The following is a 21,287-nucleotide window of genomic DNA, read 5'->3' as shown; positions in this document are numbered from 1 at the left end:
TGGCCCTTCCACAGAGGTTCAGACGGGGGCTGTTCAGCCCTCGATCGTGATGCCCATGGAACGGGCGGTGCCGGCGATGATCTTCTCGGCGGCGTCCAGGTCGTTCGCGTTGAGGTCGGGCAGCTTGGTCGTGGCGATCTCGCGGACCTGGGCGCTCGTCAGCTTGGCGACCTTGGTCTTGTGCGGCTCGCCGGAGCCCTTCTCCACACCCGCGGCCTTGAGGATCATCCTCGACGCCGGCGGGGTCTTGGTGATGAAGGTGAAGGAACGGTCCTCGTAGACCGTGATCTCCACCGGGATGACCCAACCGCGCTGCGACTCGGTCGCGGCGTTGTAGGCCTTGCAGAACTCCATGATGTTGACGCCGTGCTGACCCAGCGCGGGGCCGACCGGCGGGGCCGGGTTGGCGGCACCGGCCTGGATCTGGAGCTTGATAAGCCCCGTGACCTTCTTCTTCTTGGGAGGCATAGCTCTCTCCGGGTCCTAGTGAGAGTGTTCGGCCACCATCCGGTGTCGTACGACACCATCCGGATGGAGGCATACCGCACAACGATAACGGGTATAGCGGTGCGTCCAAAAACCGAGCAGGTCAGAGGGCGGGAGACGCCACTCTGACCTGCTCGATGACTGACGGGGAACCGACCGGGGTCAGTTCTTCTGGATCTGGTCGAAGCTGAGCTCGACCGGGGTCTCGCGGCCGAAGATCTCGACGAGGCCCTTGACCTTCTTCGAGTCGGCGTTGATCTCGTTGATCGTGGCCTGCAGCGTCGCGAACGGGCCGTCGGTGACGGTGACGGAGTCGCCGACTTCAAAGTCCAGGACCTGCACCTCGACCTTGCGGGCGGGCGCGGGCCTGCCCTCGGCCTCGGCGGCCTCGCGGGCGGCCTTCTCCTCGGCCTCCGGGGCGAGCATCTTGACGATCTCGTCCAGCGTCAGCGGGTACGGGTCGTAGGCGTTGCCCACGAAGCCGGTGACACCGGGCGTGTTGCGCACGACGCCCCAGGACTCGTTCGTCAGGTCCATGCGGACGAGCACGTAGCCGGGCAGCTTGTTCTGCCGGACGTTCTTGCGCTCGCCGTTCTTGATCTGGACGATCTCTTCCTCGGGGACCTCGGCCTGGTAGATGAAGTCCTCGACGTTCAGCGAGACGGCGCGCTGCTCCAGGTTGGCCTTCACGCGCTTCTCGTAGCCCGCGTAGGTGTGGATCACGTACCACTCGCCGGGGAGGCCGCGCAGCTCCTCGCGGAGCGCGGCGACCGGGTCGACGGGAGCGGCCGGCTCGGCCTCCTCCTCGTCACCCTCGGTCTCGTCCTCGACCTCGGCGGTCTCGTCGCCCTCGACCTCGACCTCGGCGTCCTGGACGTCGCCCTCGGTGTCCGCGTCCTCGGCGGTCTCGTCGTCCTCGTCCTGGACGGTCTCGACGTCCTCGGCGGCCTCGCCGACAGCGGCGTCCGCAGCTTCCGCCTGGTCCTCGTCGGCCGCCTCGACGACGTCGAGCTCGTCCTGGGCGGACTCGTTCAGGTTCGGGTCAGACACGGTGGCTGCTTCTTCCTGGATACAGATGGGGTGGAACATGCGAAAAGGGGCGCCGGGGTGGGCGCCCTCCGCGGGAATCAGCCGAAGACGTACTTGACTGCTTCCTGGAAGCCGAAGTCGATGCCGGTCACCATGCCGATCATGATGACGACGAAGATGATCACGACCGTCGTGTACGTGGTCAGCTGGTTACGAGTGGGCCAGACGACCTTGCGCAGCTCGGCGACGATCTGACGGTAGAACAACGCGAGACGGCCCAGCGGGCCCTTCTTGGCTCGCTTGCCACCCTTGCGGTTCTTCTTCTTGGACTCCGGCGCTTCGTCCTCAGCATCAGGCATGTCGATGGAGCCTACGGCGTCCGTCACGTATCTCACCTGATTCCGGGTCGGCCGTGCCGCGCCCGGGTGGAGCCGCACGGCGGTGCAATGAAGTACATACCTGCGCACACAACCTGGCGGTGTGTGTAGCAGGGCCGGAGGGACTTGAACCCCCAACCGCTGGTTTTGGAGACCAGTGCTCTACCAATTGAGCTACGACCCTTTGTCGTTCTCCCCCAACCTACCGCATCCCGAGCGGTGCTCACGGTGTGGTCGGCGGGGGCCAACGAGCAGAGAGTGTACGTGCTCGGCGCCCCCGCGTCGAACAGATAGCCCCGGCGGACTTCGTGCCGCCCTCCCGCACCCGCCGCTCCCCGCCCTCCGCGGGGGCCTTCCGGGCCCCGCGCGAACAGGTGGTCGACGCCGTCGTCCGCTGGGCGAAACCTGTGTGCCCGGCCCCGGCGGGGTCTGGGACGATGGGCCGTATGAGCGCTGCAACTCCTCCGACCGAACGCCGGGTCTCCGCCCGCATCGGCGCGATCTCCGAGTCCGCGACCCTCGCCGTCGACGCCAAGGCCAAGGCCCTCAAGGCCGCCGGGCGCCCGGTGATCGGCTTCGGCGCGGGCGAGCCCGACTTCCCGACCCCCGACTACATCGTCGAGGCGGCCGTGGAAGCCTGCCGCAACCCGAAGTACCACCGCTACACGCCGGCCGGCGGCCTCCCCGAGCTGAAGGCCGCGATCGCCGCCAAGACGCTGCGGGACTCCGGGTACGAGGTGGACCCCTCCCAGATCCTGGTCACCAACGGCGGCAAGCAGGCGATCTACGAGGCGTTCGCCGCGATCCTGGACCCGGGCGACGAGGTCATCGTCCCCGCCCCGTACTGGACGACGTACCCGGAGTCGATCCGGCTGGCCGGCGGCGTCCCCGTGGAGGTCGTCGCCGACGAGACGACCGGCTACCGCGTCTCCGTCGAGCAGCTGGAGGCGGCCCGCACCGAGCGGACCAAGGTCGTCCTGTTCGTGTCCCCGTCCAACCCGACCGGCGCCGTCTACGCGCGCGAGGACGCCGAGGCGATCGGCCGCTGGGCCGTCGAGCACGGCCTGTGGGTCCTGACGGACGAGATCTACGAGCACCTCGTGTACGGCGACGCGACCTTCACCTCGCTGCCGGCGCTCGTCCCCGAGCTGCGCGAGAAGTGCCTCGTGGTCAACGGCGTGGCCAAGACGTACGCCATGACGGGCTGGCGCGTCGGGTGGATCGTCGGCCCGAAGGACGTCGTGAAGGCCGCGACGAACCTCCAGTCGCACGCCACGTCGAACGTCTCGAACGTCGCCCAGGTGGCCGCGCTCGCCGCCGTCTCCGGCGACCTCTCCGCGGTCGCGGAGATGCGCACGGCGTTCGACCGGCGCCGCCAGACGATCGTGCGGATGCTGAACGAGATCGACGGCGTGGTCTGCCCGACGCCGGAGGGCGCCTTCTACGCGTACCCGTCGGTGAAGGGGCTCCTGGGCAAGGAGATCCGGGGGAAGCGCCCGCAGTCGTCCATCGAGCTGGCGGCGCTGATCCTGGACGAGGTCGAGGTCGCCGTGGTCCCGGGCGAGGCCTTCGGCACGCCGGGCTACCTGCGCCTGTCGTACGCGCTGGGTGACGAGGACCTGGCCGAGGGCGTGTCGCGGATCCAGAAGCTGCTGGCGGAGGCGCGCGACTAGGCGCACGCCGGTTCCGGTGGACGGGCCCCGGCCGGGCTTCCCGGCCGGGGCCCGTTTTTCCGTTCCCGCGGGTACCCGTTCGGAGAAAGGGGCTGTTTCGGGGCGCGGGTCTGCGGCAGGATCCCCTGATGGAGCACGTCCGCGATCTGAAACTGCTGCCGAAGGCCCATCTGCACCTGCACTTCACGGGCTCGATGCGGCCCTCCACCCTGCTGGAGCTGGCCGACAAGTACGGCGTCCACCTGCCCGAGGCGCTGACCGGCGGGGAGCCGCCGAGACTACGGGCCACCGACGAGCGCGGCTGGTTCCGGTTCCAGCGGCTGTACGACATCGCCCGGTCGTGCCTGCGGGAGCCGGAGGACATCCGGCGGCTGGTGCTGGAGGCCGCCGAGGAGGACGTGCAGGACGGGTCGGGCTGGCTGGAGATCCAGGTGGACCCCACGTCGTACGCGCCACGGCTGGGGGGCCTGATCCCGGCGCTGGAGGTCATCCTGGACGCGGTGGCGGCGGCCTCGCGGGACACGGGTCTGGAGATCCGCGTCGTGGTGGCGGCGAACCGGATGAAGCACCCGCTGGACGCGCGCACGCTGGCCCGGCTGGCGGTGCGGTACGCGGACCGGGGCGTCGTCGGGTTCGGGCTGTCGAACGACGAGCGGCGCGGGATGGCGCGGGACTTCGACCGGGCGTTCGCGATCGCGCGGGAGGGCGGGCTGCTGGCGGTGCCGCACGGCGGCGAGCTGACGGGACCCGCGTCGGTCCGGGACTGCCTGGACGACCTGCGGGCGTCGCGCATCGGCCACGGCGTACGGGCCGTGGAGGACCCGCGGCTGCTGCGGCGGCTGGCCGAGAAGGGCGTGACGTGCGAGGTGTGCCCGGCGTCGAACGTGGCGCTGGGGGTGTACGAGAAGCCCGAGCACGTACCGCTGCGGGCGCTCTTCGAGGCGGGTGTGCCGATGGCGCTGGGCGCGGACGACCCGCTGCTGTTCGGGGCGCGGCTGGCGGACCAGTACGAGATCGCCCGGCACCACCACGGCTTCACGGACGCCGAGCTGGCGGAACTGGCGCGGCAGTCGGTGCGGGCGTCGGTGGCCCCGGTGGACACGCGCGCGAAGCTGCTGTCGGGGATCGACGCGTGGCTGGCGGACGGGTGAGGCCGCGCCGGGTGCCCGTCCGCCCGCTCAGGCCAGGCCGGCAAACGCCGACCTGCGGGCCGTGGAGGCCGCCCTGCGGGACAGTGCTGCGGACTGGACGTCGCTCCGGCCGCCGCGGCTCGTGGACACCCCGCTGACGGGGCGGTACCGCACGGCGGTCGACGCCAACCCGCGCGGCGGCGCCAGGATCGCGCGGGCCGACGTGGCCCACGCGACGCCGGCGCTGACGACCGACCCGGCGGCGGTGCGACGGGCGGGTGGGGGTGGCGTACTAGGAGGCCGTCTCCCGGGCGATGCGCTGGAGCTGGTCGAGCACGTCCGGGCACCGGGCGCGGTCCTCGTCGTCGATCCGGTCCGCGGGGAGGTACGTCCAGGTCATGGGCGTGGCCTCGATCAGCGGACTCTCGACCGTCATCAGGACCCGCCCGCCCATGAGGCGGGCCTGGGCGGCCGTCGGCAGGTCGTGGACCAGGTCCTCGAGCGTCCCCGGCGGGAACCCCTCGGCCTCCCACAGCCGTCCGCCGAACACGAGGTACCGCTTGTCGCAGCCCGTGGGCCAGTCGTACGGGTACTGGGCGTTGTCCACGGGCTTCGCCGGGCCGACCGTGGCGGCGGGCGCGTCGGAGTACCCGCGCGGGGGCTCCTCGGCGAGGCAGTCGGCCCGCGTCTCGTCGGCCAGGGGCCGGAAGACGATCGTCCGCGGGTTCGGGGCGTCGAACTCGAAGACGGCGACGGGCGTCTTGACCCCCGGGTCGTCCACCAGGCGCATGAACCCGTGGGCGCGGTCCGAGACCCACGAGGAGAAGGAGGGGACCTTCTCCGCCTCCCACACGCGCCCGCCGAAGACGGCGTACCGCAGGCCGCAGATCGGCGACAGGTCGTAGCGGTATCGGACGTTCTCGACGGGAGAGCGCGGTCCGGTGTCCAGGGGTTCGCCCTCCTCGGACCGCGGCTGCGGCGGGTAGACCCCCCTGCCGACCGGACGTGGACGGGACGGATCGCCGCCCCGGGAGGAGGCCGCTGTGTCACCGGACCCCGTGACGGCCGCCACGGAGTCCGGGGAGGGGGCGGGGCCGCCCGTCCAGCGCACCCCCAGCACCGACCCCGCCGCCACCAGCGCCGTGGCCGCCCCGGCGGCCAGCGCGCGCCGCCGGTGGCGGGTGCGGCGGCCGAGGGCCACCACCGCGCCGGCCGGCGGCACCGCGCCGGCCGTTCCGTCCGTGTCGGCGAGCTCCCTCAGCCCCCGCCGCAGCTCGTCCTCGTCGATGTGGGTCATCGCGTGCCCCTTCCCGCGTAACCGGCGAGCGCGCCCGCGGCGCGCAGCCGCTCCAAGGCCCTGTTGGTCCGGCTCTTGACCGTCCCGGGCGAACAGCCGAGCAGTTCGGCCGTCTCCTCCACCGACAGGTCCTCGTAGAAGCGGAGCACCACCACGGCGCGCTGGGCGCGGGGCAGGGCGCCGAGGGCGCGGGCCAGTTCCAGCCGCGTCTCGGCGCCGCCCGCCATGTCCCGGCCGTCCGTCACGGCGGCACCCTCGCCGTCGGGGTGGGCGGTCTCGGTGTGCCAGCGGCGACGGCGCCAGGTCGCGTACAGGTTGACGACGACCTTGCGCGCGTACGCCTGCGGGGACGCCCAGCTCCCGCACCTCCCCCAGTGCAGGTACACCTTCACCAGCGCGGCCTGCACGAGGTCCTCGGCGGCGTGCCGGTCGCCCGTCAGGAGACGGGCGGTGCGCAGCAGCGACGCGTACGACGCCTCGGTGAACCGCGTGAAGTCCTGATCGTGCGCCGTGGGCGAACCCGTCCTCACCGATGATCCCCTCGATCAGCGGATGGCGGTCCCGGTTCGTGCTCCGAGGGACCCTGTCACCCACTCGACAACCTGGGGGACCCGGCGGGTTCCCTCCCGTTTCCGGGCCGGGTCAGAGGCTGACGCCGACCGTCACCGGCTCGTTGACCAGCGTGACGCCGAACGCGTCCCGCACACCGGCGACGACTTCGCGCGCGAGGGCGAGGAGGTCCTCGGTGGTGGCGTCGCCGCGGTTGGTGAGGGCGAGGGTGTGCTTGGTGGAGATGCGGGCGGGCCCGGCGCCGTACCCCTTGGTGAACCCGGCCTTGTCGATCAGCCAGGCCGCCGACGTCTTGGTCCGGCCGTCGCCCGCGGGGTAGGCGGGCGGGGTCGTGTCGGGGCCGAGGCGGTCGCGCACGCGGTCGAGGAACGCGGCGTACTCGGCGTCGCTCAGGATCGGGTTGGTGAAGAACGACCCGGCGGACCAGGTGTCGTGGTCGTCGGGGTCGAGGACCATGCCCTTGCCGGCGCGCAGGGCGAGGACGGCCTCGCGGGCGGCGGCCACGGGGACGCGGTCGCCGGGCTCGACGCCGAGGGCGCGGGCGGTCTCCGCGTACCGGACGGGGGCGCTCATCCCCCCGGCGTCCTCCAGCCCGAACCGGACGCGCAGGACGACGAACCGGTCGGGGTCCGCCTTGAAGCGGCTGTGCCGGTAGGAGAAGGCGCAGTCGGCGCCGGAGAGGGTGACGACCTCCTCGGCGCGGCGGTCGTACGCCACGACCTCGGTGAGCGTGGCGGCGACCTCCTGGCCGTACGCGCCGACGTTCTGGATCGGGGTGGCGCCGGCCGAGCCGGGGATGCCGGCCAGGCACTCGATGCCGGCGAGCCCGGCCTCGACGGTGCGGGTGACGGCGTCGGACCACACCTCGCCGGCGGCCAGCTCCAGCCGCGTGCCGTCGAGGGCGAAGCCGCGGGTGGCGATGCGCAGGGCGGTGCCGTCGAAGCCCTTGTCGCCGATGACCAGGTTGGACCCGCCGCCGATGACGAGCAGCGGCGTGCCGGCCCGGTCGGCCTCGCGCACGGCGGCGACGACCTCGTCGTCGGTACGGGCGGTGATCAGCCGCCTGGCGGGCCCCCCGAGCCGGAACGTGGTCAGCGGGGCGAGCGGAGCGTCATGGGTAACCTGCACCCGCCCAGCCTACGGTGCGCCCGGCACGGGCCCGGGACCACCGCGGCGGCGGTGCGCGCCGGGCCCGCACCGGCCGGCGGCGGGGGCTCAGGCGAGCCGGACCACCGCGCGGGACATGCCCAGGACCTTCTGGCCCTCGCTCGTGGCCGTCAGGTCGACGCGGACGCGGCGGTCGTCGAGCTTGGCCGCGACCTTGGCGGTGACCTGGATCACCGCGCCCCGGTCGTCGTCCGGGACGACGACGGGCTTCGTGAAGCGGACGCCGTACTCGACGACCGCGCCCGGGTCGCCCGCCCAGTCCGTGACGACGCGCGCGGCCTCGGCCATCGTGAACATGCCGTGCGCGATGACGTCCGGCAGGCCGACCTCGCGGGCGAACCTCTCGTTCCAGTGGATGGGGTTGAAGTCGCCGGACGCGCCCGCGTACCGCACCAGCGTGGCGCGCGTCACGGGGAATTCCCGCGGCGGCAGTTCCGTGCCGACCTCGACCTCGTCGAAAGAGACCTTCGCGGTCATGGTGTTCCTCACGCCTCCTCTGCCGCGCGCGCCACGAGCTTCGTCCACGCCGTCACGACGTGTTCGCCCGTCTCGTCGCGGACCTCGCCCCGGATGTCGAGGATGTCGTTGCCGGCGAGCGACTTGATCGCCTCGATGGTGGAGGTGACCGTCAACCGGTCCCCCGCCCGTACGGGCCGGCTGTACGCGAATTTCTGGTCGCCGTGCACGACCCGGCTGTAGTCGAGCCCGAGCTGCGGGTCGGAGATCACCTGGCCCGCCGCCTTGAAGGTGATGGCGAACACGAAAGTCGGCGGGGCGATCACATCGGGATACCCGAGCGCTTTCGCGGCCTCCGTGTCGGTGAAGACCGGGTTCGCGTCCCCGATGGCCTCGGCGAACTCGCGGATCTTTTCCCGGCCGACCTCGTACGGCGCGGTGGGCGGATAGCTCCGCCCGACGAAGGACTGGTCGAGCGCCATGTGCCCGGTACCTCCTGGTGTCCTTGCTCTGTGGTGGGCTTGCTGGGGAAACGACACGAGGCCGCCCCCGATGGGGACGGCCTCGTGTACGAGCCTGTTTTTAGCGCGTTTCGCGGTGCGCAGTGTGCGCGTTGCAGCGCGGGCAGTGCTTCTTCATCTCAAGACGGTCCGGGTTGTTACGCCGGTTCTTCTTGGTGATGTAGTTCCGCTCCTTGCACTCCACGCAGGCCAGCGTGATCTTCGGGCGGACGTCGGTGGCAGCCACGTGAGTGCTCCTTGACGGACGGATGGACGGATGGAACGCAGAAAAGAGTAGCCGATCGAAGGACCGACCCCACAATCGGCTACTGGGAGTAGCGGTGACCGGACTTGAACCGGTGACACAGCGATTATGAGCCGCTTGCTCTACCGACTGAGCTACACCGCTTTGATGTATGGATCACCTCACCCGAAGGTGAGGATCTCCCCACACCAGAGCCCCAATACGGAATCGAACCGTAGACCTTCTCCTTACCATGGAGACGCTCTGCCGACTGAGCTATTGGGGCGAGCGATGAAGACATTACACGGTCCGCGGCCGTTCACCCAAATCCGTTTGGCCGGGCTCGCCGGCCGCGCCGTTGCCGGCGCCCCGGAGACCCCGCGAACGGCACCCGGAGGGCGGCGGGGACGCCCCGGACGACACCGGGGCCGGCGCCCCGCACGGTGCCCGCGGCCCACGCCCGGTACGACTATTGCGCTCCTCCTCGAAGCCCGGACGGCGGCGCCCTAGGCTCGGCTCACGCCGCGCGATCTTGCCCCGCAGACGCCCGGCACCCCCCGTGACCTCCCCAGGAGCCCGATGTCCTCTGACAGCCAGCAGCCGTGGCCGCCCGAGGGCGCCACCACCGACACGACCACGCTGCTGCTGTGCGGCGCCCGCCTCACCGACGGGCGGACCGTCGACGTACGACTCAGCGGCGGGCGGATCGAGGCCGTCGGCACGCCCGGCAGCCTCGGCTCCCACGGCGCCCGCGTCGACCTCGCCGGGTACCTCCTGCTGCCTGCCCCCGCCGAGCCGCACGCCCACGCCGACACGGCGCTCGGCGGTGACGCGGCCGGCCCCGTCTCGTACGCCGCCGAGGACGTCCAGCGGCGCGCCACGGAGGCGGCGCTGCTCCAGCTGGGCCACGGGGCGACGGCGCTGCGCGCGCACGTGCGGATCGGGGACGTGCAGGGGCTGGCGCCGCTGGAGGCCGTGCTGCAGGCGCGTCGTTCGCTGCGCGGGCTGGCCGACCTGGCGACGGTGGCGGTGCCCCGGCTGCTGACGGGCGTGGCGGGGGCGGACGGGCTGGCGATGCTGCGGGACGCGGTGAGGATGGGCGCGTCGGTGGTGGGCGGCTGCCCGGACCTCGACCCGGACCCGGCGGGGTACGCGGAGGCGGTGCTGGAGGTGGCGGCGGAGCACGGCTGCCCGGTGGACCTGCACACGGACGGTGACGACCCGGCGCGGCTGGCGCGGCTGGCGGCGATGGCGGGCGGGCTGCGGCCGGGGGTGGTGATCGGCCCGTGCGGGGCGCTGGCGCGGCTGCCGGTGGACGCGCGGACGCGGGTGGCGGACCGGCTGGCGGCGGCCGGGGTGACGGTGACGTGCCTGCCGCAGGGCGGATGCGCGGGTACGGAGGTGCGGGGCGTGGCGCCGGTGCGGCTGCTGCGTTCGGCGGGCGTGCGGATCGCGGCGGGCAGCGGTGCGCTGCGGGACCTGGCGAACCCGGTGGGGCGCGGTGATCCGCTGGAGGCGGCGTACCTGCTGGTGTCGCAGTGCGGGCTGCGGCCGACGGAGGCGTACGGGGCGGTGAGCGAGGCCGCGCGGGAGGCGATGGGGCTGCCGCCCGTGCGGGTGGAGGCGGGGTTCCCGGCGGAGCTGCTGGCGGTGCGCGGGGAGCGGCTGGCCGGGGTACTGTCGCTGGCGTACAGCCGGATCGTGGTGCACCGGGGGCGGGTGGTGGCGCGCACGAGCGCGGTGCGGGAGTACTGCGACTCGGCGGCGCCGGAGCTGCCCCGGCAGGCCCGGCCGGACGTGCGTCCGTGAGCGCTACGCGCGCGTGGGCCGTTGGGCCGTACCACGGCTTGCTCCGGCCGGAGAGATCCTGCTGGATGAGCGCTACGCGCGTGGGCCGTATCTGTCCCTCTGCGGCACCCCTGGCCCCCCGATGGTGAGCGCTACGCGCGCGTGGGCCGTACGGTCGTGAGCATGCGCATTGTCATCGCTGGAGGACACGGCCAGATCGCGCGGCGCCTGGAGCGCCTGCTGGCGGCGGCCGGGCACGAGGTCGCGGGCATCATCCGGAAGCCGGAGCAGACGGACGCCCTGCGCGAGGCGGGCGCCGAACCGGTGCTCCTGGACATGGAGTCGGCGTCCCTGGAAATGGTCGCGGCGGTCCTGCAGGGGGCGGACGCGGCGGTCTTCGCGGCGGGCGCGGGGCCGGGCAGCGGAGCGGCCCGCAAGGAGACGGTGGACCGGGACGCGGCGATCCTGTTCGCCGACGCGGCGGAGCGGGCGGGGGTGCGGCGGCACGTGGTGGTGTCGTCGATGGGCGCGGACCCGGCGCACGAGGGCGACGAGGTGTTCGACGCGTACCTGCGCGCGAAGGGCGCGGCGGACGCGCACGTACGCGCCAAGGACGCCCTGGACTGGACGATCCTGCGCCCGGGCGCGCTGACGGACGACGCGGGCACGGGCCTGGTCCGCCTGGAGGCGACGACGGGCCGCGGCCCGGTCCCCCGCGACGACGTGGCGGCGGTCCTGGCCGAACTGCTGGAGACCCCGGCGACGGCGGGCCTGACCCTGGAACTCGTCTCGGGCCGGACCCCGATCCCGGTGGCGGTGAGAGCCGTGACCGGCAACTGACCCCACCGCCCTCGTCCCCCGGCGCTCACCGCCCCGAGCGCCGGGCGGCGACGCCGGTTCCGGGTCGGGGGCCTTCGTCCGCCCCGGGTGTGCGCCGCACGTCCGGCCACTGTTGACGTACGCGCCAAGAGCCCTGGGCAGCAGCGGTTTTCAGGGAGCCGTCCCTCCAGAACCAGCCTGTTCTTCAGCCGTCTCCCGGCGGGTCCGGCTCCCGGGCGGGTCCGGAACGCGTGGGGCTCCGGAACGCGTGGGGGTGAAAGCCGACCCACCGTGACTTCCGGAGCAGGGAATTCGGCGAACGGCACCGGCTGTGAACCGTCGCCCCACCCGCTGCGCGACGTGGAAGGATCGGGCCATGGCCGACTTCCTGACATCCCAGCAGCTCACCCGACGCACCTCGGCTGCGGTCGACGCGGCTGTCGGAGCGGGGCGCGGACTCGGTCTCACCGTGACCGATGCCACGGTGCTCCACGACCTGTTCTCCGTCGTGGTCCACCTTGCGCCCTCCCCGGTCGTGGCCCGGGTTCCCACCGTCCTGCCGCCCTGCACGGATCTCAATTCCCTGACGCGCCGCCAGCAGACGGAACTGGACGTGACACGGTGGCTCGCGGACCGGGGGACCCCCGTGATCCCGCCCAGTCCCCTCGTGCCACGGGAACCCGTTCAGCGCGACGGATTCTCGATGACGTTCTGGCAGTTCGTCGAGGAGGACCGGAACAAGGAGCCCGACTACGCGGCGAACTCCGAGAGCGTCGCCGATCTGCACGCCGCGATGCGCGCGTACCCGGGCCGGCTGGCGTTCCTGTCCGCGGCCGAGCCGCGGTTCGTCGAGGAAAGCCTCGCTCTGCTCGCAGAGCGCCCCGATCTCATCGGCCCGGGCGATCTGGACCGTGCACGTCGCGAGTGGCAGGTCCTGGAGCCCCTGGTGCGCTCACGCGCCGTGTTCGAGGAAGCGTTCCCGGGGATCGACCTCCAGCCCGTCCACGGCGACTGTCCGCCCGTGAACATCTTCTCCGGAGTGGACGGGGACCTCTACTCCGACTTCGAGCTGGTCACGTTGGGTCCCGTCGAGTGGGACCTGGCCGCCCTCGGACCCGACTCCGAATCGGCCTACAACCGCGGTGCGCGGCGCAACGGCATGAGGCCGCTGGACGAGGACGTTCTCGGCTTCGTGAACGCCGTGGGGATGTTGCGGGTCATCGCCTGCCTCGCGCTCGCGCCGCAGCTTCCCCCGTTGGCGGAGTACGTGAAGCCGTCGATCGACCGATGGCGGACGATGCCGTTCGCCGGCGGCGTGGCCGGCTGACCAGTACGCGGCAGCCGCCGGCCGCCCCGTCCCGGCGGCTGGGCGGCACGGCCCCCTCCGGTTCGGTCACCGCCCGGGAGCGGGCCGTCTTCCACCAGGCCCTCGGCTTCGCCGTGGACGCCGAGCTGCTCGTGGAGAACCCGCTCCCCGTCCGTGCGCTGGAAGGCACGGAGGGGGCACGTAGGAGGACCCGCAGGTCGTACCGGAACCCGTCCAGGCCGCCGCGCCCCTCGCCGCCGTACGGAAGCAGGGCGATCGCGGCAGGCGCCCGGAGGCGTTCTTCGGCTGCGTCTCCTACTCGGCCGCGCACCCCGGCGAACTGCGGGGCTCCGGCTCCAGGGCTGCGAGCTCCCCCGCCGCGGGTGGGGCGTGATCCGGCTACGGGAGAGCCGGGCGCGCTCCGGGAGTTCCTGGGCGGACACCGGCGAGTCCCACGACCGCCGGGCCTCAAGCACCGACCGCGCCCGCAGGACGGTCCGCCACGTTCCGATGCCGCCGGAACCGGTGGCCCTGCTCCGCCGGCACGTCACCCTGTACGGCCCCGCCGGCGACGGCCGCCTCTTCCGCACGACGCGCGGCGCGCGGCGGCATGGTCCAGGAGAGCGGATACGGGGCGGTCCGGGCCCGCGCCCGGGAAGACGCCCTCCCTCTTGTCCGAGCGGAAAACCAAGCCGACCGAGCAGTCATATGATCTTCGTCACGCCGCCGTGTCCACGTGGCTCAGCTCCGGCGTGGAGCCCCGGCTCGTCGCCCAGTGCGCCGGCCACAGCACGGCCGTCCCTTCCGGGTGTGCGCGGGGTTCCTGAAGGGCGGCGACGAGGCAGCCAACGCCAAGGTCTCCGTCCGGCTCAACCCGCACCGCGAAGGCGGCACGGCGTAGCCGAGGCGGCCTGTCCGTAGGCCGAAAGCAGGCGGCGGCTGAACCCGTCCACACCCCGTCCAGACACGCCGGTACGAGGCGGGATGCAGCGAGACAGTCCGGGACGCCCAACCGGCCGCCCCAACCAAAAAGATCGGCCCCCGACCAACGTTTCTGCTGGTCGAGGGCCGATCACTTCCAGTGGCGGCGCCAGGATTCGAACCTGGGTAGGCTAAGCCGACGGATTTACAGTCCGCTCCCATTGGCCACTCGGGCACACCGCCATGGGATGCCGCCTTGAAGCTCCTCCTCGCGGGGGTGCTCCCTGGCAACGACGTAAACAATACCCGATCCCCAGGGGTGGTCCGCCACCGGATTTGATCAGCGCCCGGGGTGGGTGGGGTGACTAGGCTTGGGGTGGCGGTCGGCGCTGGGCCGCCGCTCTCCCACCACCCGATGCAAGGAGCCACAGGACATGGCCGACTCCAGTTTCGACATCGTCTCGAAGGTCGAGCGGCAGGAGGTCGACAACGCCCTCAACCAGGCGGCGAAGGAGATCTCCCAGCGCTACGACTTCAAGAACGTCGGGGCGTCGATCTCCTGGTCCGGCGACAAGATCCTGATGCAGGCGAACTCCGAGGACCGGGTCAAGGCGATCCTCGACGTGTTCGAGACCAAGCTGGTGAAGCGGGGGATCTCGCTGAAGTCGCTGGAGGCCGGCGAGCCGCAGCTGTCCGGCAAGGAGTACAAGATCTTCGCGACGATCCAGGAGGGCATCTCCCAGGAGAACGCCAAGAAGGTCGCCAAGATCATCCGCGATGAGGGGCCCAAGGGCGTCAAGGCCCAGGTGCAGGGCGACGAGCTGCGGGTCAGCTCCAAGAGCCGGGACGACCTGCAGGCCGTGATCGCGCTGCTGAAGGGCAAGGACTTCGACTTCGCGTTGCAGTTCGTGAACTACCGCTGAGCAAGCCTCTGCCCTGCTGAAACCCTGCTGGACCCTGTCGTTGAAGGGTTTGTGGGGTGTGGATCGTGGCGGGGTGACACGCCGCCGTGAACCGTCCGGCGCAGAGTTGAGGTCTGATACGACCGTTGCTGCCCCGGCCCGCGCTGGGGCGGCCACGGCTGGACGACCGGATGGTCCTCAACGGGATCCCGTGGAAGGTACGCATCGGGGTTCCGTGGAAGGTCCGCACCGGGGTCGCCCGGCGGGACGCGCCCGAACGGTACGGGTCGTGGACCACGCTCCACACCCGTTTCCGCAGGTGGGCGGCGGACCGCACGTTCGAACGGATGCTGCGGGCCGCGCAGGCGACGGCATACGCCGCGGGCGACATCGACTGGCCGGTGTCGATCGACTCCACCTTCGTCCGCGCCCACCAGCACGCCGCCAGGGCCGAAAAGGGGGGCTCCACGCCCCGGCGCCCGGCCGGTCCAGGGGCGGCCCGACCTGCACGATTCATCTGGTCTGCGACGGGTTCGGACGCCCGCTCGCGTTCGCCCTGACCGGCGGGAACACAGGCGACTGCCCCCAGTTCACCACCCTGATGGGCGCCATCCGCGTGCCCCGTACCGGGCCGGGACGGCCCTGGAGACGACCCGATCACGTCATCGGCGACAAGGGGCTGCGGCTCGAAGGCGATCCGCACCTGGCCCCGCCCGGCGGGGCATCGCCCACACGATCCGCGAGCGGGCGGACCAGGTCCGCAACCGGGTCCGAGAGAGCAGCCTCGGCGGGCGGCCTTCGACCGTGACGTCCACAAACACCGCAACGTCGTGGAACGGTGCTTCGACCGCCCCAAGCAGTGGCGCGGCACCGCCACCCGGTACGACAGGACCGCCCCACTCCTGCCAGGCAGCCGCCACCCTCGCATCGCTCCTGATGTGGGCCTGACACTTTGACGGCCGCTCCTGGGAGAGCGCCACCGGGCACACCCGAGCCGCGTGCGCGTGAGCCGCGAACCATCCCTCCCCTTCGACCGGAGGGGTGATCCCGCCGCGCCCGACTGCCCTGTCGGTGGTGCCTCCTACGCTTTCCGCATGGCCACGAACCGCACCAAGGTGCCTCGCCCGTTAGCCCGACAGCTCTTGGTCGAAGCCGGCCACCGGTGCGCGATACCGACGTGCCGCGCGACCCCTCTGGAGATCGCACACATCGTGCCCTGGCACCGCGTCCAGAGGCACGATTTCCACAACATGATCGTCCTGTGCCCGAACTGCCACACCCGCTTCGATCGCGGAGACATCGACCGCCAGGCCATGTTCCGCTACAAGGAGCTGCTGCGGCTCTCGGACCCCAATCGTGTGGCACCCGAAGATCCTTCCCCGAGAGCGGGTCTCATCCGGGCGTACCGGTTGTTCCAGAACGAGATGACCAGGTGGCACCAGTCCATCTCCGATCTGGTCGCGGCGGTGGTGCTCTCCTCCACCGGCTTTCCGATCGAAAACCTGAGGAGGTGCCGCAGTGCGGCGTCCGTCGCCCGCGCGGCCACCGACAAGCTGGGCGAGCTGGGGGATGAGGGCGTCGCCGAGGCGGCGAACCGCGTCTTCGACTGGTTCCGACACTGGGCGGACGACGTGTTCGACCTCAAGCCTTCCGCCTTCAGCAAGAGCGGGGACGACTACGAGGAGTGGAAGCAGGAGAGGTTCATGGCCTTCGTCGTGCTCCACGAGGAGGTCTGCGCGGCTCTGGACCTGGACCCCACGGAGCTGGACTTCTTCGAGGCCGAGAGAGACGGCCAGGAGCTCCCCCAGGTCTCCCTCGGCACCCGCGGCTTGTGGGAGACGGATGAGTGACCGCGCGCGGCGTGTCGCTCCCGGGGCCTTCAGGGCCGTGTCCGAAAGTCTCCGGTCGGTGGGCGGCGGGGGTCACGCACTGGAGTCATGGACGACATCGCCGCGAACGCGTACGTCGACGGCCCCGGGTGTACGTCGACGGCCCCGGGCGAGACGCTGCTTGTCGGGCGGCTCGCCGAAGGGGGCCGTGCCGGGCGGTGCTCACTGTCCCTGCCGAGCAGGAGGGTGCCGTCGAGGTCGAGGACGGGGGGCCTTGGCGCCCGGGGCCTTCACCGAGATCGCCGGGCGACACGGTGAGTACTTCGCCGGGCGGCGCCGCTCGCGTCACAGGCCGTGGACCACTTCCGAGGAGCGGACGCGAGAGGGCGTACACGCGGGCGCACGACCACGAGCAACGCCGTCAGACGGCGGCAATCACTGATCGTGGTACCCGCACGTCACCTTCCCTTTCCGGGTTCAGTGCGGGCCAGAAACGAGTGCGGGCGGTACGTACACCACCGCTGACCCTGTCGGTGGGCGGGGCGGGAGCGGACGCGTCCCGGTGGCCGGTCCGCCCCCGACTCGTGGGACCTCGTGTCGGAATTCCGCCAGCGGCGGGTGGGCGGCCGGGTCAGACTGGGGACATGACTGTGTACGCGCGGGTCGACGGGCCTCTGGGCAGCATGTTGTTGACGGGCGAGGAGACCCCGGACGGGGCCGTGGCGCTGGCGTCGTTGTCCCTGCCGGAGCAGAAGGGCGCCGTCACCGTGCGGGAGGGGTGGCGGCACGCACCGGAGGCGTTCACACGCGTCGCCGAGCAGTTGGAGGAGTACTTCGCGGGGAGGATCAAGGCGTTCGACCTCCCGTTGGCCCCGGAGGGTGCGGGGACGCCGTTCCAGCGGCGGGTCTGGCGGGTGCTGGACGACATCCCGTACGGCATGACCACCACGTACGGGGAGATCGCGGCGCGCGTGGGCGTCTCCGGTGCCGGGGTGCGGGCCGTGGGGACGGCCATCGGGCGCAATCCGCTGCTGGTCGTACGGCCCTGTCACCGGGTGATCGGGGCGGACGGTTCGCTGCGGGGGTACGCGGCGGGGCCGGAGCGCAAGGAGCGGCTGCTCGGCCTGGAGGGTGCGCTCGTACGGTGACGGGCGCGCTGTTCCCGCTGGGGCGCGGGCGGGTGGAGGTCGCGCCCGGCGCGGTGCACGTGCCGGGGTGGCTGTCCCCGCAGCGGCAGCGGGAACTGGTCGAGGCGTGCCGGGCGTGGGCGCGCGGGCCGGTGCCGATCCGGCACACCGTGCTGCCGGGCGGCGGGGTGATGTCGGTGCGGACCGTGTGCCTGGGCTGGCACTGGCTGCCGTACCGGTACTCGCGGACCGCCGACGACGTGAACGGGGCGCCCGTCGCGGCCTTCCCCGGCTGGCTCGGGGACCTCGGGCGGGAGGCCGTCGCCGCGGCGTACGGGGAGGACGACGGGTACCGGCCCGACGCGGCGCTGATCAACTTCTATGACGGGGACGCGCGCATGGGCATGCACCAGGACCGCGAGGAGCGGTCGGCGGCTCCCGTCGTGTCACTGAGCATCGGCGACGGCTGCCTCTTCCGGTTCGGCAACGCGGAGGGGCGGGGGCGGCCGTACACCGATGTGCGGCTGGAGTCGGGGGACCTGTTCGTCTTCGGCGGGCCGTCGCGGTTCGCGTACCACGGCGTGCCGAAGGTGTATCCGGGCACGGGCGACCCCGCGGTGGGCCCGCGTACCGGACGGTTGAACATCACCCTGCGGGAGACCGGGCTCGCCGGTGGCGGGTAGGTCCCTTCGGGTGCCGGCGTCCGTCCTCCCTTCCGGTGCCGTGCGGCCGGCCGCCGCCGGTGGGGCGGGGGGCGGGCCTCAGTAGGGTGCCGCTCATGGCTGAGGCATTGCGGCGGTCGCTCGGGGTGTTCGACGCGGTTGTCATCGGATTGGGGTCGATGGTGGGCGCCGGCGTCTTCGCGGCGCTCGGGCCTGCCGCCGCGTCCGCCGGGACGTGGCTCCTCGTCGGTCTGGCGCTGGCGGGGGCCGTCGCGTACTGCAACGCGATGGCGTCGGCGCGGTTGGCCGCGCGCTACCCGGCGTCGGGCGGCACGTATGTGTACGGGCGTGAGCGGCTGGGTCCTTTCTGGGGGTACCTGGCGGGCTGGGCGTTCGTCGTCGGCAAGACGGTGTCGTGTGCGGCGATGGCGCTGACGGTGGGGGCGTACGTCTGGCCGGGGCAGGCGCACGCGGTGGCGGTGGCCGCCGTGGTGGCGCTGACGGCCGTGAACTACGGGGGTGTGCGGAAGTCGGCGCTGGTGACGCGGTCGATCGTGGTGGTCGTCCTGACGGTGCTGGCGGCCGTGGTGGTCTCCTCCCTCGGGTCGGGCGTGGCGGACGCGGGACGGCTGGAACTGGGCGGCGGCGCCTCGCCGGGCGGCGTGCTGCAGGCGGCGGGGCTGCTGTTCCTCGCGTTCGCCGGGTACGCGCGGATCGCGACGCTCGGGGAGGAGGTCAGGGACCCGGAGCGGACGATCCCGCGGGCGATCCCGCTGGCGCTGGGTATCGCGCTGGTGGTGTACGCGTGCGTGGCGCTCTCCGTCCTGTCGGTGCTGGGCGCGGACCGGCTGGGTGGGTCGACGGCGCCGGTCGCGGACGCGGTGCGGGCGGCGGGCGTCGACTGGATGGTTCCGGTGGTGCGGGTGGGCGCCGCGGTGGCGGCGCTCGGCTCGCTGCTGGCGCTGATCCTCGGGGTGTCCCGGACGACGCTGGCGATGGCGCGGGACGGCCACCTGCCCCGTACGCTCGCCGCCGTCCACCCGCGGTTCGGGGTGCCGCACCATGCCGAGCCGGTGGTGGGCCTGGTCGTCGCGGTGGTGGCGGCGACCGCGGACCTGCGGGGCGCGATCGGGTTCTCGTCGTTCGGCGTGCTGGTCTACTACGCGGTCGCCAACGCCTCCGCGTGGACGCTCGGCACCCGCCTGTCGCCGGTCCGGCTCCTGGCGGGCTGCGGCCTGGCCGGGTGTCTGGTGCTGGCCTTCTCCCTGCCGCCGTCGTCGGTCCTGGCGGGCGCGGGGGTGCTGGCGGCGGGAGCGGCCCTCTACGCCGTGCGCGCCCGGTCGGGGCGGGGGCGGGGACGGGTGCGCGGACGTTAGCGGGCGGGCGGCGGGCGGCCGGGGGTGGCGCCGGCGGCCTCGACACCAGGGGCGGAGCCGGGGATGGCCGGGCCGGTGGGCGCCGGGGCCTGCCGGCCCGGGAGAGCACGTCGTCGGCCGCGACGGCCACACCCCAGGAAAGTAACTCTTCGTAGTCGTTCATGCGTCCATGGTGACTCACGCCACCGACATTCGGCTCAGCCTGTGGACAACCGGCTACCAGCGGCTCGTGAAGGGCCGGTCGCTGGGGACGATCTCCTTGCCCAGGGGCAGCAGGGACACGGGGATCAGCTTGAAGTTGGCGATGCCGAGCGGGATGCCGATGATCGTGACGCACTGGGCGATGCCCGTGACGACGTGGCCGAGGGCGAGCCACCAGCCGGCGAGGAGCAGCCACAGCACGTTGCCGACGAAGGACGGGGCTCCCGAGCCCCGGCGGTCGACGACCGTGCGGCCGAACGGCCAGAGCGCGTACCCGCCGATGCGGAAGGCGGCCACGCCGAACGGGATGCCGATGACGGTGACGCACAGCAGGAGTCCGGCGAGCACGTAGCCGAGGAACAGCCACAGGCCGGCGAGGAGCAGCCAGATGATGTTGAGGATCGTCTTCATGGGCGGTGCCCCGCCATCCGTTCGAGCCGGGCGATGCGTTCCGCCATCGGCGGGTGGGTGGAGAACATCCGGGCCATGCCCTGGCCGGGCCGGAACGGGTTGGCGATCATCATGTGGCTCGCGGTCTCGATGCGCGGCTCGGGCGGCAGCGGCAACCGCTGCGTCCCCGCTTCCAGCTTGCGCAGGGCGCTCGCGAGGGCCAGCGGGTCGCCGGTGAGCCGGGCTCCGGAGTCGTCCGCCTCGTACTCCCGGGAGCGGCTGATCGCCAACTGGATGACCGAGGCTGCGACCGGGCCGAGAATCATGATCAGGAGCATGCCGAGGAGGCCGGGGCCCTCGTCGTCGTCGGAGCGGCCGATCGGGATGAGCCACGCGAAGTTCACCAGGAACACGATCACGGAGGCGAGGGCGCCGGCGACCGACGAGATCAGGATGTCCCGGTTGTAGACGTGGCTGAGCTCGTGCCCGATGACGCCGCGCAGCTCACGCTCGTCGAGGAGCCGCAGGATGCCCTCCGTGCAGCACACCGCGGCGTTGCGCGGGTTGCGGCCGGTCGCGAAGGCGTTGGGGGCCTGCGTCGGCGAGATGTACAGCCGGGGCATCGGCTGTCGGGCCTGCGTGGACAGCTCGCGGACCATCCGGTAGAGCTGCGGTGCTTCGAACTCGCTGACCGGGCGGGCCCGCATCGCGCGCAGGGCCAGCTTGTCGCTGTTCCAGTACGCGTAGGCGTTCGTCCCGAGGGCGACGAGGACGGCGACGACCAGGCCCGTGCGCCCGAAGAAACTGCCGATCAGGATGATCAGCGCGGACAGTCCTCCGAGGAGTACGGCGGTCCTGAGCCCGTTGTGCCGGCGGTGCACGGTACGCCCTCCAAGTGGTGCGGCAGGGGAACCCTTCGCTGATGTCTCTCCACTCTCCAGTGGACGCTCCCGTACTGGTCAACGCCAGGCGGGAGTGGTGGGTTCCCTGCCGCGCGCCGGGCGGGCGCTGGGCCGTTCGGGTGATGCGGGCGTGCC

General features: G+C 72.3%; 22 protein-coding genes, 4 tRNA genes and 2 pseudogenes. 13 read left to right on the top strand and 15 right to left on the bottom strand.

From position 1 onward, the window contains the following. Positions 1–33: 33 nt before the first annotated feature. The 4 genes from rplK to AC07D6_RS06530 form a co-directional block, all read right to left on the bottom strand. Positions 34–468 (bottom strand): 50S ribosomal protein L11, encoded by a 435-nt coding sequence (gene rplK / locus AC07D6_RS06545; RefSeq protein ID WP_315876792.1) that lies wholly within the window; start codon positions 466–468, stop codon positions 34–36. A gap of 180 nt (positions 469–648) precedes the next feature. Then, complete coding sequence (gene nusG / locus AC07D6_RS06540; protein WP_391652957.1) at positions 649–1,536, bottom strand: transcription termination/antitermination protein NusG; 888 nt, start codon at positions 1,534–1,536, stop codon at positions 649–651. Positions 1,537–1,613: 77 nt separating this feature from the next. Then, the gene (secE, locus tag AC07D6_RS06535) at positions 1,614–1,901 is read right to left on the bottom strand and encodes a preprotein translocase subunit SecE (protein WP_315876790.1); all 288 of its coding nucleotides are present in this window, start codon (positions 1,899–1,901) and stop codon (positions 1,614–1,616) included. Between the two features lie 102 nt (positions 1,902–2,003). Further along, positions 2,004–2,076 (bottom strand) — tRNA-Trp (locus AC07D6_RS06530). Positions 2,077–2,338: 262 nt separating this feature from the next. Here AC07D6_RS06530 and AC07D6_RS06525 point away from each other — a divergent pair. The 3 genes and pseudogenes from AC07D6_RS06525 to AC07D6_RS06515 form a co-directional block, all read left to right on the top strand. After that, entirely contained in the window at positions 2,339–3,565 is a 1,227-nt protein-coding gene (locus AC07D6_RS06525; protein WP_479042566.1) for a pyridoxal phosphate-dependent aminotransferase, read from the top strand. Between the two features lie 128 nt (positions 3,566–3,693). Next, positions 3,694–4,716, top strand: a complete 1,023-nt coding sequence (locus AC07D6_RS06520) for an adenosine deaminase (RefSeq protein ID WP_479042563.1) — start codon at positions 3,694–3,696, stop codon at positions 4,714–4,716. Between the two features lie 40 nt (positions 4,717–4,756). Next, positions 4,757–4,942 (top strand): annotated as a pseudogene (locus AC07D6_RS06515) (NAD(P)H-binding protein); the annotation flags it as partial. Between the two features lie 45 nt (positions 4,943–4,987). Here AC07D6_RS06515 and AC07D6_RS06510 read toward each other — a convergent pair. The 8 genes from AC07D6_RS06510 to AC07D6_RS06475 form a co-directional block, all read right to left on the bottom strand. Continuing rightward, positions 4,988–5,992: a hypothetical protein gene (locus tag AC07D6_RS06510; RefSeq protein WP_479042561.1), complete on the bottom strand. Its 1,005-nt coding sequence runs from the start codon at positions 5,990–5,992 to the stop codon at positions 4,988–4,990. Continuing rightward, positions 5,989–6,522, bottom strand: a complete 534-nt coding sequence (locus AC07D6_RS06505) for a SigE family RNA polymerase sigma factor (RefSeq protein WP_479042559.1) — start codon at positions 6,520–6,522, stop codon at positions 5,989–5,991. The genes AC07D6_RS06510 and AC07D6_RS06505 overlap by 4 nt, the downstream gene beginning before the upstream one ends. Positions 6,523–6,634: 112 nt before the next feature. Next, positions 6,635–7,690: a UDP-N-acetylmuramate dehydrogenase gene (locus AC07D6_RS06500; RefSeq protein WP_479042557.1), complete on the bottom strand. Its 1,056-nt coding sequence runs from the start codon at positions 7,688–7,690 to the stop codon at positions 6,635–6,637. A gap of 87 nt (positions 7,691–7,777) precedes the next feature. Then, on the bottom strand, positions 7,778–8,206 hold the full coding sequence (locus AC07D6_RS06495) for a MaoC family dehydratase (protein ID WP_315876783.1): 429 nt from the start codon (positions 8,204–8,206) through the stop codon (positions 7,778–7,780). 8 nt (positions 8,207–8,214) lie between these two features. Next, positions 8,215–8,667 (bottom strand): FAS1-like dehydratase domain-containing protein, encoded by a 453-nt coding sequence (locus AC07D6_RS06490; RefSeq protein WP_479042554.1) that lies wholly within the window; start codon positions 8,665–8,667, stop codon positions 8,215–8,217. A 100-nt stretch (positions 8,668–8,767) separates the two neighbouring features. Next, positions 8,768–8,932 (bottom strand): 50S ribosomal protein L33, encoded by a 165-nt coding sequence (gene rpmG / locus AC07D6_RS06485; protein WP_003948671.1) that lies wholly within the window; start codon positions 8,930–8,932, stop codon positions 8,768–8,770. An 89-nt stretch (positions 8,933–9,021) separates the two neighbouring features. After that, a tRNA-Met gene (locus AC07D6_RS06480) sits at positions 9,022–9,094 on the bottom strand. A 48-nt stretch (positions 9,095–9,142) separates the two neighbouring features. Further along, positions 9,143–9,215, bottom strand: a tRNA-Thr gene (locus AC07D6_RS06475). A gap of 293 nt (positions 9,216–9,508) precedes the next feature. Between AC07D6_RS06475 and AC07D6_RS06470 the strand changes: the two genes are divergently transcribed. The 4 genes from AC07D6_RS06470 (at position 9,509) to AC07D6_RS06455 (ending at position 13,743) form a co-directional block, all read left to right on the top strand. After that, positions 9,509–10,738 carry an amidohydrolase family protein gene (locus tag AC07D6_RS06470; protein WP_315876776.1) on the top strand — a complete coding sequence of 410 codons (1,230 nt, stop codon included), beginning with the start codon at positions 9,509–9,511 and terminating at the stop codon, positions 10,736–10,738. 162 nt (positions 10,739–10,900) lie between these two features. After that, entirely contained in the window at positions 10,901–11,557 is a 657-nt protein-coding gene (locus AC07D6_RS06465; RefSeq protein WP_479042551.1) for an SDR family oxidoreductase, read from the top strand. A 355-nt stretch (positions 11,558–11,912) separates the two neighbouring features. Further along, a complete protein-coding gene (locus AC07D6_RS06460) occupies positions 11,913–12,863 on the top strand; it encodes a phosphotransferase (protein WP_479042548.1) in 951 nt (316 codons plus the stop codon). 754 nt (positions 12,864–13,617) lie between these two features. Continuing rightward, on the top strand, positions 13,618–13,743 hold the full coding sequence (locus AC07D6_RS06455) for a hypothetical protein (RefSeq protein WP_479042546.1): 126 nt from the start codon (positions 13,618–13,620) through the stop codon (positions 13,741–13,743). 181 nt (positions 13,744–13,924) lie between these two features. Here the strand turns inward: AC07D6_RS06455 and AC07D6_RS06450 are convergent. Continuing rightward, positions 13,925–14,006, bottom strand: a tRNA-Tyr gene (locus AC07D6_RS06450). A gap of 191 nt (positions 14,007–14,197) precedes the next feature. Between AC07D6_RS06450 and AC07D6_RS06445 the strand changes: the two genes are divergently transcribed. From AC07D6_RS06445 to AC07D6_RS06420, 6 genes and pseudogenes are all read left to right on the top strand, one after another. Beyond that, a complete protein-coding gene (locus AC07D6_RS06445; protein WP_315876769.1) occupies positions 14,198–14,686 on the top strand; it encodes a YajQ family cyclic di-GMP-binding protein in 489 nt (162 codons plus the stop codon). Positions 14,687–14,799: 113 nt separating this feature from the next. After that, a pseudogene (locus tag AC07D6_RS06440) lies at positions 14,800–15,613 on the top strand (IS5 family transposase). A 146-nt stretch (positions 15,614–15,759) separates the two neighbouring features. Further along, entirely contained in the window at positions 15,760–16,515 is a 756-nt protein-coding gene (locus AC07D6_RS06435) for an HNH endonuclease (protein ID WP_479042544.1), read from the top strand. Positions 16,516–17,138: 623 nt separating this feature from the next. Next, on the top strand, positions 17,139–17,642 hold the full coding sequence (locus tag AC07D6_RS06430; RefSeq protein WP_479042541.1) for a methylated-DNA--[protein]-cysteine S-methyltransferase: 504 nt from the start codon (positions 17,139–17,141) through the stop codon (positions 17,640–17,642). After that, positions 17,639–18,304 (top strand): alpha-ketoglutarate-dependent dioxygenase AlkB family protein, encoded by a 666-nt coding sequence (locus AC07D6_RS06425; protein ID WP_315876766.1) that lies wholly within the window; start codon positions 17,639–17,641, stop codon positions 18,302–18,304. The genes AC07D6_RS06430 and AC07D6_RS06425 overlap by 4 nt, the downstream gene beginning before the upstream one ends. A gap of 95 nt (positions 18,305–18,399) precedes the next feature. Next, positions 18,400–19,659: an APC family permease gene (locus AC07D6_RS06420; protein WP_479042538.1), complete on the top strand. Its 1,260-nt coding sequence runs from the start codon at positions 18,400–18,402 to the stop codon at positions 19,657–19,659. Positions 19,660–19,875: 216 nt separating this feature from the next. Here AC07D6_RS06420 and AC07D6_RS06415 read toward each other — a convergent pair whose 3' ends face one another. Both AC07D6_RS06415 and htpX read right to left on the bottom strand, forming a co-directional pair. Then, positions 19,876–20,271 (bottom strand): YccF domain-containing protein, encoded by a 396-nt coding sequence (locus AC07D6_RS06415; protein ID WP_479042537.1) that lies wholly within the window; start codon positions 20,269–20,271, stop codon positions 19,876–19,878. Next, on the bottom strand, positions 20,268–21,131 hold the full coding sequence (gene htpX / locus AC07D6_RS06410; RefSeq protein ID WP_479042535.1) for a zinc metalloprotease HtpX: 864 nt from the start codon (positions 21,129–21,131) through the stop codon (positions 20,268–20,270). The genes AC07D6_RS06415 and htpX overlap by 4 nt, the downstream gene beginning before the upstream one ends. Between the last annotated feature and the right edge of the window lie 156 nt (positions 21,132–21,287).

Source organism: Streptomyces sp. NPDC045287 (assembly GCF_056432325.1).
The sequence above is the reverse complement of the archived record's forward strand: the minus strand, read 5'-3'. Positions and strand labels throughout refer to the sequence as shown.